We start from the raw sequence: 12,270 nt of genomic DNA, 5'->3' as shown, positions 1-12,270 counted from the left end.
CAAGGCCATCGACTTGATTGACGAAGCCGCAAGTTTGGTGAAGACGCAGATGGATACGGTGCCGGAAGCCTTGGACACCTTGCAGCGTAAGGAACTCCAGATGAAGATCGAGGAGCAGGCCTTGGCGAAGGAAACCGACGACAACAGCGTGAAGCGCTTGAAAGAACTCCGCGAAGAGCTTGCGACGACGGATGCCGCCGTAAAGCTGATGCAGGACCGTTGGCAGGAGAGGCGCGCGAAAAATGCCGAGTTGCAGGGACTCAAGAAATCCTTGCAGCAGGCGAAGGACGAGATGGAGCAGGCCGAAGCCCGCTACGACTTGAACCGCGCCGCTGAACTCAAGTACAATAAGATCGTGAACCTGGAAAAGGAAATCGCCGCGAAGACGGAAGAAATCAAGAAGGCCGCCAACGATGGCGACTTGAGCGAAGAGGTGACGGAAGAAACCATCGCTCTCGTGGTAAGCCGTTGGACGGGAATTCCCGTGACCAAGCTTTGCGAAGGCGAGAAGGCCAAGTTGTTGCACTTGGACGAACGCCTGCATGCCCGCGTGATTGGCCAGGACGAAGCCGTGGAAGCGGTTTCCGAAGCGATTCTGCGTAACCGTAGCGGCCTCAGCCGCGAGAATGCGCCGATTGGTAGTTTCTTGTTCCTGGGCCCCACGGGTGTCGGCAAGACGGAACTGGCCCGTGCGCTTTCGACCGAACTGTTTGATAGCGAAGCGGCTCTTGTGCGTATCGACATGAGTGAATACATGGAAAAGCATAGCGTCTCGCGACTCATCGGTGCGCCTCCGGGATACGTGGGCTACGAAGAAGGCGGCCAGCTGACCGAAGCCGTGCGTACGCATCCGTACTGCGTGATTCTGCTCGACGAAATCGAGAAGGCTCACCCCGACGTGTTCAACACGCTGTTGCAGGTGCTTGACGACGGCCGACTAACCGATGGCAAGGGCCGTACGGTGAACTTCAAGAACACCTTGATCCTGATGACGTCGAACCTGGGTGCCGCCCATTTCCAGAACCGCGCCGGTGATGCAAAGCCCGTGACGCTGAAGGAAATAGAGCCGGAACTCCGCGGTTTCTTCAGGCCGGAATTCCTGAACCGTTTGGACGAAGTGCTGGTCTTCCAGAGTCTCACCAAGCCGCAAATCAGGGATATCGTGAAGTTGAAATTCAAGGGCCTCGCCGAACGCGCCGCCCGCCAGGATTTGCAACTCACGCTGACCGACAAGGCGCTCGATGCCATTGCCGATGGCGCCTACCAGCCGGAATTCGGTGCACGCCCCATTCAGCGTTACCTGGAAAGGAACATCGAACGTCCGCTGAGCCATGCAATTCTCGCAGGTACAGTGAGTGCCGCAAAGCCGGTAACCATCGACTACGACGGCTCTACGTTCACGGTGAAATGACGCTTCGCGTTAGTTCCTAGTTCTGAGTTACTAGCCTAGCAGGTATCAAGAGACATCTTGATACTAGAAATTCTAGTAACTGCACCGCAGGTGCCTGGGAACTAGCCCGCAAGGGCGCGTAACTGAGCCGAAGGCTCTTTGTTACAGCGCCTTTATTACGTAAAGTGCGATGGTCTGCACGTCGTTGTTCTTCTCCTGCATCACGCCGATGTCAAAGTCCAGGCGGATGCGGTAAGAACCGAGCACGAGTTCGAATTTCGGGATGATGTCAATCATGAAATCATCCTTGATGTTCCCGACACTTCCGGACAAGTTGATTTCGATAAACGTGCGGAAGAAACTCGTGAAGTACAGAGTCGGGGTCATGGAACCCGAAAACTTTACGTAACCGTCTTCTCCGGTGACGCCTTGCAAAAAGCCTGCGCGGAGTTCATAGAAGTTGGCGAAGTTTTTCGAGATGAACTGCTCGTTACCGAAGGTCACAACGACTGCGGTGCTGTTGTTGCGGTTCACGCCGAAATTGCCGTCCAGTTCGATGAAATTGTTGTCGTTGATGAGGTAGCGCCCGCCGATATTGAGCGAGACGATTACGTGCTCGAATTTGTTTGTCGTCTGCACGTACACCTTTCCGCCGATGTTCCATTCCCTGGAAAGCGCCGTCGTGAAATTTACCGGGAAGAGGAAGTCCGTCCCGTAGTTGTTCATCACTCCGAGACCGACGGCCCATTTCGGGGAGGGGCGCGTGTCGGGCCCGAACGTGTAGCGAATGTCCCACATGTGGTCAACGGCGAACGCGTTTACGCACAGGACTGCTAACAACAGGGCGACGAATCGATTCATACACCACAAATTTAACTTAATCCTTTCCCAATTATTCTAGATTTGTGCACGAAAAGAGGTGATTATGATTGAACCGCGTCCAGAACTTTCGAAATTGTCCGATTACGTTCCCGGAAAATCCATCGATGAAATCCGTGAACGCTACGGGCTTGACAAGGTCGTAAAACTTGCGTCCAACGAAAACCCGCTCGGGGCTTCCCCGAAGGCGGTCGAGGCGTTCCACAAGATTGCAGACAGCCTGCACCTTTACCCGCGTGGCGATGCTCCGAAGCTGCTTGATGCCATAGCCCAGAAATTCGGCGTGAAGACGAGCCAGATTATCATCGGTAACGGCTCCGACGAGATTATCGACATGGTCGGTAAGGCTTTTATCCGCCAGGGCGACAATTGCATCGGCATTACGCCGACATTCTCCGTTTACAAGTTTACGACGCTCTCGAACGGAGCTGAATTTGTTGGCGTGGGCGAAGGCGAAAATAAGACATCGCTCGATGATCTCGCGAAGGCTATCAATGCGAAAACCCGCGTGGTGTTCATCTGCAATCCGAACAACCCGACGGGTACGTACTATTCCGAAAACGAGATCGTGGACTTCTTGAAGAAGGTGCCGCAGAATGTCCTCGTCTTCTTGGACGAAGCCTATGCCGAATTTGCGGTGGCGGAAGACTTCCCGCACTTGGCTTCGAAACTGGACCAGTTCCCGAACCTGTTCATCAACCGCACGTTCAGCAAGATTTACGGGTTGGCCGGGCTTCGCATCGGGTATGCGGTTTCTAGCGAAGCGACCGTGAAGGCCATGTGGAAAATCAAGCCGCCGTTCGATGTGAACCAGGCGGCACAGGCGGCGGCTATTGCCGGTTTTGCCGACGAAGAACACGTCGCGAATACGCGCGCGATGAACAGCGAGGGCATAAAGGTTTTGACTCGCGAATTCGAGAGCCTCGGTTTCAAGGTGCTCCCGACGCAGGCGAACTTTATCTGCGTGCGCATCGGTGAACGCGCGAAGGAACTCGTCTCCTACTTGGAAAGCAACGGCATGATTATCCGTGGCCTTACGAGCTTCGGTATGCCCGAACACGTGCGCGTCACGATAGGAAAACCCGAAGAGAACGCTTTCTTGCTTGCACTTGTGAAAAAGTGGAAAACGGAGGGCTAGTATGGCGCTCGACAACAAGGAATTGCTGGGGATTGCGCTCAAGGCGTCGGAACTGGCGCAGGACAATATCCTGAAGTATTTCCAGACCGAATTCGGTGTGGAATGGAAGGCCGACAATACTCCGGTGACGATTGCCGACAAGAGCACCGAAGAAATTGTCCGCAATTTCTGGGCGAAGGAAACTCCGGGCTTCGGCGTAATCGGCGAAGAGTTCGGTATTGAAAGCCCCGAGGCGGAATACCAGTGGGTCATCGACCCGATTGACGGTACCAAGTCCTTTGTGCGCGGTGTCCCGCTGTTCGGAACTTTGATCGCCCTTTACCGCAAGGATGTTCCCGTATGTTCCGTTGTGCGCATTCCCGCAATGAAGACCGCCGTATGGGCGGTAAACGGCGGGGGAGCTTTTTTGGACGGGCGCCCGGTCCGCTGTTCCTCGGTGGAGTCGCTTGACGAAGCCACGGTGCTTTCGGGCACGGTGAACACGATGGAAGACAAGGGCTTTGGCGATGGCTTCACGCAGCTCCGTCGCGGTGCGAAACTTTACCGCGGTTGGGGAGATTGCTACGGCTACTACCTGGTGGCATCGGGCCGCGCCGAGGTGATGGTGGATCCTGTCGTGTCGCTCTGGGACATCGCTCCGTTCCCGCTCCTGTTCAAGGAAGCCGGCGGCAAGTTCAGCACCATCGACGGGAAGACGGAACTTTTCGGAGAAGACGGCAAGCCGACGGCTCCGATCTATGAAGGTTATTCCGCCATCGCGACGAACGGGCTTCTGCATGCGCAGGCCCTCGACTGCATGAACGCATAGCCCGCGTTTTCGTCACTCGAGTGTCACCCTGAAAACGCTCGGCTTCCGTTGCGGTTCAGGGGGACAGCATCGTTTCAACCACAATAGTATCTGCTGAAAACGTCACCGTCACGGTGCCGTTTTTTGCCGTATTCAGGTAAGGAATTTCAAGCGAATCCAGCCGGTTGGTCACCTGCTTGTGCGGGTGGCGGAACTTGTTCCGGCGTCCGCTCGAAATGATGGCTGCCTGCGGGGCGACGGAGGCGAGAAATTGCGGGCTGCTCGATGTCTTGCTCCCGTGATGCCCGAGCTTGAGGATGTCGCTCTTGATGTAGGCGAGCGATTTCAGGATTTCCTTTTCCCCAGCGATGGTCAGGTCTCCCGTGACAAGCGCGGAACGTCCGAGCCCGCTTGCGCGTAACGTGATGCTCCCGTCGTTCAGGTCGCGGCATTCCTTGCCCGCGTCCGAAAGTTTTTTCGGGTGTACGGCCTGTAGCTCGAAGAAGTTCTCCTTCCAGAGGAATCCGCGCTTGATGGTCCGCAGGGGAATCTTCCTTTCGCCCGCCTCGTCCAGCACGTTCATCCATTCGAAACCGGTTGTGGAACCTGAGCATTCGTTCGTCCAGACTTCCTTGACGGGGAACATGCGCAGTATGCTTGCTGCGCCCCCGAAGTGGTCCTTGTGCGGGTGGGTTATCACGAGCGCGTCGAGGCGCTGCACGCCGATGTGGTGCAGGAACGGCACGATGATGTCCTTGCCGGAATCGGTCCTGTCGTTGTCGCCGGTATCGACCAGGATGTAGCGGTTCCCGGGAGTCCGGAGGAGAATGCTGTCGCCTTGCCCGACGTCGATGACGGTCATGCTCCATGTGGGCTTGAACAACCTCTCGTAACCCTGGAAGCAGAAGATGCCCGAAAAGAGGAACAGGCAAAAGACGCAGAAGAATCGCGCGACGGAGTTCTTGCGGTAAAGCGGGAAAACGAGAAACAGGCACGATAGCAGCAGGAGAATGGACGGCCCGAGGGGCCCGACGGTAACGGAAGCCTGCGCGGAATCCGAAAGCGTTCGCGTAAGGAGGGAGGCGAGGCGCAAGAAGAAGCTTGCCGCATTGCAGAAGGTTTCCCGCATGAAGTCGATGGGCGAGAGGAGCGCGAACAGCCCCGCCTGCATGCCCCACGAAATTGCGGGTACGACGACAATGTTCCCGAGCCATGCGAAGGGCGAGAGCGTCTTGAAGTGGTGAATCAGGAAGGGCGATGTGGCGAGTGTCGCACAGAGGGTCACGTACGTGGGTGAAATCGCGAAACCTTCGATGAATTTCCATACCTTATAACGTTGTAATGACTCGGGCAGGTTCTTCAGGGGATTGTAGGCGTTGCCTATCAGGATGCCCGCCGTGGCAGCGGCCGAAAGCTGGAATCCTGGGTTCCACAGCTCGGACGGCTTCGGGAGCAAAATGAACAGGAGCGCGACGCCCAGGCTGTTTAGCGTGTTGGCGGGGCGTTCGAAAAGGAGCCCGATTTGCGGTACGGCGAACATCAGCACCGCCCGCTGCACGGCGGGCGACCCTCCGGTCACCGGCACGTACGCGGCAAGCAGGATAATCGCTAAGATGCTGGCCGCCTTGTGGGGGAGTCGCGTCGCCTTCAAGAATACCATGAGCATTCCGGCTAGGAGCACCACATGGAACCCGCTAATGGCAAGCACGTGCACGAGTCCAGAACGCTGAAAATCGTTCCGGAGCGCTTCGGGAATGCCGCTCCTGTCGCCCGCTAAAAGCCCGAGCAAGAGTCCTGTTTCCGCGGGTTCGAGGTATTCCTCGAATCGCCCTTTTATCCACTTGCGGAATTCGTAGAAGCTCCTTTCGGGTATCCATTTCCCTTTCCATGCATTCCAGTGGACGAACTTCCCGTAGGCCGCGAACCCCTGGCTCTTTAGCCACTCGCGGGTGTTGAACGCTCCGGGTACGGTCGGGTCGCTCACCGGGTACCATTTCGCCTCGTAGCAGATGCTGTCGCCGGGTTCGGGCAGCTTGGGCAAGTCCCGCTTTTCGGTTATCCTGACGCGGCGCGGTGCGCCTTCCTTTCCCGCATCGGCATTGGCCTCGTACCCTATTTCTATTATAAAAGCTGTTCCGTTCCCTCTGGGTAAAACGGCCTCGATGTTCCCGCATGCGCTTGCGGGGGCGTCGCCTGCGGTAGAAACATCGCGCTTGCCGCCCAGCAGGCTGTGGCAGCCAATCGCGGTCACGAGCGCTCCTAGAATGCACCATTGGACGCTTTTCGGGAAGAAATGCGTGGCTAAAGCGACTGGAACGAGCAAAAAAGGCGCATAAAGGGGCGCATCCAGGCTCGCGTACACGGCCATGACCGCCAAAGATGCGGCCAATGCGGGTTTGCCTGCAATTGGGTTTGTCAAATCGCGGATGTTTTGCAAAAACACCTGCTTTCGGTTTGTCTTTTTTTGTATCATTTTATACCTTAGGAGAAAAGAAGCCTCTACTTATAAGACGATTGAAAACGCAAAATGAGCCAAAACATGACTAAAAAAGTTTTTTACATACTGTGTATCCCATTTTTGCTTGCTATTGCAGGATGTTTCGAAGGCGAAGAAGGCGAGCCCGAGCTCTTGCCCGAACGGATTTCTGCGTTTGCGCTGTACCCGAACGATGTCGCGGCGAACGATTCCGCCTCGTCCTATGTTGCAAACGGCTTGCAGCTCTTGGTGCATCCCAAGGTCACTTATTCGCTTTCTTTTGACAAGGACCCCGCTATCGCGGAAAATCCGACTTTGCATCTTTTCAGGCTCGGTTCCAAGGTCGATGGCGGCAAGGTCTGGACGAAGCATGTGCGCACGCTAAAACCGCGCGAAGAAAACGGCCGCCTGGTCTACAATTTTCTCTGCGAAGAAAACGAACGCAATGTATGGACGACGACGCTGGTGCTCAATGGTGAATATTACAAGGGGACGACGCGTCACGCTAGGCTCGAAGCGAATGGCCCCTATTCCGATACGCTTTCCATCAACCTGATTGTGACAGGCCGTGTCGAATTCTATGAAGCAGGCATGAATGTGGATCTGTTTGCCAAGCAGTTGCTCGAAAATTTCAGGAAGTACTATACTTCGATCGTTATTGATACTTTGTATGTGCGCTATGCGCATGAGCATCCGACCCTTGGCACAAAATACCCTGCCGACATTCCTTGGAAAGCGGGTCTATCCTCAGGAGATTACTTTGTAAGCGATTTGGGCGGATGGCCCGAACCCAAATTGAAAAATGCCCTGGACATCGTGTTGGTGCACCGCATTGAGATTGACTGGGTACTTGGGTATTCCTCGATGTATAGCGGGAACCTGTATGACGGAAAAGGCAGCACCGTTGTTATCGGTGCGTACAACAAAACGCGTACCGGCGAAGAGGGAATCACTTCCGCATCGATGATATCGACAGCGCTTCATGAAACAGGCCATTTCTTCGGGCTCAGGCATACGACGACAACGCAGGCTGATTTTAAAGAGGATGCGGACTTTTCAAATTACGAGGACGGCTTTACCGATACCCCGTATTGTGCTGAATTGCTGAACTCCGGCCTGTTGAAGAAACAGGATGAATCTTTTACGGACTTCACGCTGCCTTTGGTGCATGTTAGCTATGCATCGTCGGGAGATACGATTGATGTGAAGAAATGCCCCGATTCCCGGAATATGATGTTCCCTGCAATCAACGATGACGGCATGGACGGCTTTACCGCACAGCAACTTGCGCATGTCCGCAAGAACTTGATGGTGTTCCCGCACTGATTGAGGATTTATGGCCGAAAAGAAACAGTTCTGCGAGATGGTGCAGCTGATTGCGTTCGTGCTCCAGCGCGGGCCCGAATGGGATGCGACACTTCTCGAAAAACTTGAGGAAACCTGGGGCGCGATTCGCCACAAGGGAAAACTTTTTGCGTTCGACAAGACGGATTATTATGAACCCGAGATGGGCGCCGGTTTATATCGCGGCGTGCTGTCTTTCGAAAAATGCATTCCCGCAGAAACCATTGCGCTCGAGAAGGCGCGGAGCAACGAATTCGAACTCGCGTTTGAATGCGCAAGTCCCGAACACCGGTGCGTGAATGTGGATATCGGCTACATGGACCTGGACAAGGTCGTGCTCCCGAGCTACAAGCGCGGTCCCTTCAAACTGTATGCGGGCGAAGGTGTGTGGCTCGACATGCTGCTTACCTATGCCAAGGGCGAGTTCCACCCGACGGCGTGGGCGTTCGACGATTTTAAACGCAATCCGTACCAGCATGATTTGCAGTTGATTCGCGAACGCTGGCGCAAGAGCGTGAAACACAAATAGAATTTTTAAAAAGGAGAAATTATGAAAAAACTACTGGCTCTGTTGGCTTGTCTGTCATTTGCTTTTGTCGCTTGCGACGATTCCGCATCTGCATCTTCCGGCAACGGCTCTGGTTCGAATAAATCTGCGAAAGGCAGTTTCCCTGCGAACGGTGATTCGGATTTCTATTGCGATGTCACCAACGGTACCAATTCCGACGGCACGACCTGGGTCCAGATGAAGGTGAATATCCCGAACTATATGGGTCATGTCGAGAAGTTGACCTATGATCAGGAAGGGAATGGTTCGCAATATTACGAGGAATCGTATTTCAGGATTACCCCGATGGATAAGCTTGAAATGTGCTTGGAATTCCAGGAATTCATACAAGAAGAAAAAGAAGAGAGGAACATTTCCGATTTCTACTGTGACGAGGGCGTCTCGTATTTCGTGACGAATTTCGAACACTTAAAGTTGGAAAAGATTCTCTCGAGAGCGACTTATTTCGAAGAAGATTGCGAAGAATACAGAACTGACTGGAAGGAGGGCGTGTACGACCGCTACCAGAGATAACGCAAAATTCTAGGCGAATTAAAAACAGGTGCCCCAATCGGAGCACCTGTTTTTCATTAGAGATCCTTCGGCTTCGCTTGCGCTCCGCTCAGGATGACACAAAACGCATTCGCGTTTTATGTTACTTCAGTTCCTTCAATGCCGCTTCGTTTTTGGCAATGATATCCTGCTGAGTAGCGAGCTTGGTGCGTTCGGCGTTCACCACGGCTTCCGGAGCACCGTTGACAAACTTTTCGTTCGACAACTTGCGTTCGATAGAAGCGGCGAATGCCTTGGCCTTTTCAATTTCTTTTTCCAAACGAGCAATTTCTGCTGCAGGATCAAGAATACCTTCCAAAGGAATGTAGAGTTCGCCACCGGGCACCACGGCGGATGCGCTGAACTTCGGCTTGGCGGCCTTCACGGCGACCGTGAGGTTTTCAAGACCGGAAAGTTCGGTGATGATAGCCATGCAGTCCTTCACGCTGGCTTCCGTTGCGGCATCGTCGACGCTCACCACGGCGTTCAGCTTGGTTGCGGGGCTCACGTTGTAGCGGCCACGCACGCCACGCACGCTTTCCACCACGGCGAAAGCCTGGTCGAATGCGGCTTCGATCTTAGCGTCGATGAGAGATTCGTCGGCCTTGGGCCAGGCGCGGCTGATTACCAGTTCGGAACCCTGGAACAGAATGCCGTTCAGCTCTTCGGTAATGAAGGGCATCACCGGGTGCAACAGGTCAATCACGTTCTTCAGTACGTGGCTGAGGATTGCCATGGCGTTCTTCTTTTCAGCGTCCAGAGTTTCGCGGTTGATCACAGCCTTCTTAATTTGCGCAAGCGCCAAATGCTGGCCTCGGTCATGCCCACGCAAGCGTGGTCGCGACTCTCGGCCTACGCATTTGTCCAGGTAGCTGGAGCAAACGTCGTCCCACACGAAGCTCTTTACTGATTTGGGCGTTCCCGCACATATATGTGCGGTCGGGCTATATTTTAGGGGCGGCTGCCTTCGCTTCGCTTGCCACCCGCCGCCTAAAACCAAGCCCCGCTTCGCGGGTCTTGTCCCCAAGGGGTCACTATCCCTAACGCAAATGCGGATGAAAATGCCTTTTTTAGGGAAAAAGAGTGTTTTTCTTGCAAAGAAATTTGTTCGCTATAAAGAAAAAAGAGTTATATTAGAATTGTAAAAACTTTTTTAGAGGTGCTTTATAAGTTTAATGCCATGTTGACATTTTGAGCATTTGCTCTTATTCTCCGTCTTGGAATCCACTAAATTCGAACATCGGGAATAAGTTGGCAAACGCTCACGTCCCAATCGGGGCGTGGGTCGTTCGCGCTTATTGGATGTAGGGTCGTAGTGGAACCTCAAGACGCAATGAGCCGGATTCACGCCCTTTTTTTATATGCGGAAAATCTTCTTTGTGATAATAAGGCAAGTGCCCGAAAGCACTGGTCTTGAATTTTTAATGCGCAAAGGAGATGCTTATGATGTCAATAGATTTTCTTCTTTGGGGTATATTGCCGATTGTGGCTATCCTAGGCGTTGGAGCATATTTTGTATGGCGCTCGTTAGGAGAGTCTTCTACGGCAAAAGATACCGTTATACAAAGTGGTGTGGAATCAATTGGCTACTTTAAAAAGAAGAACTTTACGGCAAGTAAAGAAATAAGTCTCGGTATGCCTTCTATAACAGAAACATTAAAGTTTGTTGTTGATGACTATCAAAAGAAATTTGGCTTTTATCGTTTCTCATCTACAGGCTATAATGAATTGGAATTATGGAACTATTCTGACTTGTTAGATTTTAACCTAGTTGAGAACGGACAGCAGATGATCCCTGGTCGAGGAATGATGGCTGCGGGTGGTGCGATTTTGTTTGGTGTTAAAGGTGCTATTGTTGGGTCTGTTGCCGGAGATAAAGCGATAAAAGACATTTGCACCGAAATTTCGGTGCAGATAAAAATCAATAATTTGAATAAACCGTTAATATCCATTGGATTAGGTGGAGGCTTTGAAAAAACGTCTGTTGCCTATCAGCAGGCTAAACAAAAGGCTGATGAACTTGTTGCTACGTTGACGTATATCGAGTCAAATAAAAATGCGCAACCTGTAGATCCGCCTCAGAAACCACAAGAAAATTTAAATAAACCGGTTAATTTAAATATGAAGGATTTCCTTTCGTAATCGCAAACTGTTTATCCGAAAAGTAAGTCATGGGCGCAGGCAAAGTAAAAAATAAAGTTTCCAAAGGAATGGTTTATATCCTTACGAACGATTATATACCAGGCGTAATCAAAATAGGGTACACAACACAACCTATAGAAAATCGTCTGAAGGAATTAGATAAGACTGGTGTTCCCTGGCCATATAAATGCTACTTTGCAATTAAAACCAATCGATACAAAGAAATAGAGCAATATGCGCATAATACATTTGCAGATTATCGCATAAGGGATAATAGAGAATTTTTCAAGGTGTCTCCAGAAAAGGCTGTCGCCGCTTTGCGAATTTCTGGTGAACAGGAAATAAAATTCGACGATGATGCCATTGATGAATTTGGTAAACGTGTTGTCAGCAAACATTCGCAAAATTTCATAAAGAAGCGTTTCAACTTTGAAAAATATGGCATTCCAGTAGGTGCTGAACTCTCCTTCACTCGTGATCAGAATAAGAAATGCGTCGTTGTCAAGGGCGGGAATGTTTCCTATAACGGGACAATATATTCCCTTAGCAAACTTGCTCTTGAGCTAATGAAAGAGTTGGGCTATAATTGGAAATATATTCAAGGTCCGGCGTTCTTTTCGTATGATGGGACTATCCTTACAGAATTGAAAAATAAAAACGAAGAAGAATAAAACTTTAGAATAAAAAAAAGAGGTGCTCTAAGAACACCTCTTTTAATATTTAAATAGTTGTGAACTTACTTCAATTCTTCAAGAGCCTTCTCGTTCTTAGCAATAATATCCTGCTGAGTAGCGAGTTTGGTCCTTTCCGCATTGACAACTGCTTCCGGAGCGCCGTTGACGAACTTTTCGTTCGACAACTTGCGTTCGATAGAAGCGGCAAAAGCCTTTGCCTTTTCGATTTCCTTTTCCAAACGGGCGATTTCTGCCGCAGGATCAAGAATGCCTTCCAAAGGAATGTAAAGTTCACCGCTAGGCACAACAGAACTTGCACTGAATTTCGGCTTTGCAGCCTT

The 12,270-nt window shown here is 51.9% G+C and carries 11 protein-coding genes and 1 pseudogene; 8 read left to right on the top strand and 4 right to left on the bottom strand.

All coding sequences use genetic code 11. The annotated features are described in order from the left end of the window. Positions 1-1,411: AAA family ATPase (locus IK012_RS08395; protein ID WP_290953084.1), on the top strand; the 1,411-nt coding region annotated here is incomplete at its 5' end. 141 nt (positions 1,412-1,552) lie between these two features. On the opposite strand, the gene IK012_RS08390 is transcribed toward IK012_RS08395, so the two are convergent. Then, positions 1,553-2,251 (bottom strand): hypothetical protein, encoded by a 699-nt coding sequence (locus IK012_RS08390; protein WP_290953081.1) that lies wholly within the window; start codon positions 2,249-2,251, stop codon positions 1,553-1,555. Between the two features lie 64 nt (positions 2,252-2,315). Between IK012_RS08390 and hisC the strand changes: the two genes are divergently transcribed. Continuing rightward, positions 2,316-3,407 (top strand): histidinol-phosphate transaminase, encoded by a 1,092-nt coding sequence (hisC, locus tag IK012_RS08385; RefSeq protein WP_290953078.1) that lies wholly within the window; start codon positions 2,316-2,318, stop codon positions 3,405-3,407. Between the two features lies 1 nt (position 3,408). Then, positions 3,409-4,215, top strand: coding sequence for a histidinol-phosphatase (gene hisN / locus IK012_RS08380; protein WP_173379757.1), 807 nt, complete (start codon positions 3,409-3,411; stop codon positions 4,213-4,215). Positions 4,216-4,270: 55 nt separating this feature from the next. Here hisN and IK012_RS08375 read toward each other — a convergent pair whose 3' ends face one another. Next, positions 4,271-6,613: a DNA internalization-related competence protein ComEC/Rec2 gene (locus IK012_RS08375; protein WP_290953074.1), complete on the bottom strand. Its 2,343-nt coding sequence runs from the start codon at positions 6,611-6,613 to the stop codon at positions 4,271-4,273. A 159-nt stretch (positions 6,614-6,772) separates the two neighbouring features. Here IK012_RS08375 and IK012_RS08370 point away from each other — a divergent pair, with 159 nt between their 5' ends. Genes IK012_RS08370 through IK012_RS08360 form a run of 3 tightly spaced genes read left to right on the top strand, consistent with a single transcriptional unit; the run spans position 6,773 to position 9,095 of the window. Continuing rightward, positions 6,773-7,996, top strand: a complete 1,224-nt coding sequence (locus IK012_RS08370) for a hypothetical protein (RefSeq protein ID WP_290953071.1) — start codon at positions 6,773-6,775, stop codon at positions 7,994-7,996. Between the two features lie 10 nt (positions 7,997-8,006). Then, the gene (locus IK012_RS08365; protein WP_290953068.1) at positions 8,007-8,543 is read left to right on the top strand and encodes a DUF4416 family protein; all 537 of its coding nucleotides are present in this window, start codon (positions 8,007-8,009) and stop codon (positions 8,541-8,543) included. A 21-nt stretch (positions 8,544-8,564) separates the two neighbouring features. Then, a complete protein-coding gene (locus tag IK012_RS08360; protein ID WP_290953065.1) occupies positions 8,565-9,095 on the top strand; it encodes a hypothetical protein in 531 nt (176 codons plus the stop codon). Between the two features lie 121 nt (positions 9,096-9,216). Here the strand turns inward: IK012_RS08360 and IK012_RS08355 are convergent, their stop codons facing one another. Next, positions 9,217-9,918, bottom strand: a complete 702-nt coding sequence (locus IK012_RS08355) for a class I tRNA ligase family protein (RefSeq protein ID WP_290953063.1) — start codon at positions 9,916-9,918, stop codon at positions 9,217-9,219. A 638-nt stretch (positions 9,919-10,556) separates the two neighbouring features. Here IK012_RS08355 and IK012_RS08350 point away from each other — a divergent pair. Together IK012_RS08350 and IK012_RS08345 are read left to right on the top strand one after the other, a co-directional pair. After that, positions 10,557-11,255: a hypothetical protein gene (locus IK012_RS08350; protein ID WP_290953059.1), complete on the top strand. Its 699-nt coding sequence runs from the start codon at positions 10,557-10,559 to the stop codon at positions 11,253-11,255. 29 nt (positions 11,256-11,284) lie between these two features. Next, positions 11,285-11,926, top strand: coding sequence for a GIY-YIG nuclease family protein (locus tag IK012_RS08345; RefSeq protein WP_290953056.1), 642 nt, complete (start codon positions 11,285-11,287; stop codon positions 11,924-11,926). Between the two features lie 65 nt (positions 11,927-11,991). Here the strand turns inward: IK012_RS08345 and IK012_RS08340 are convergent. Beyond that, positions 11,992-12,270, bottom strand: a pseudogene (locus IK012_RS08340) (valine--tRNA ligase); the annotation flags it as partial.

The organism is Fibrobacter sp. (genome assembly GCF_017551775.1).
Classification (GTDB): Bacteria; Fibrobacterota; Fibrobacteria; order Fibrobacterales; family Fibrobacteraceae; genus Fibrobacter.
The sequence above is the reverse complement of the archived record's forward strand: the minus strand, read 5'-3'. Positions and strand labels throughout refer to the sequence as shown.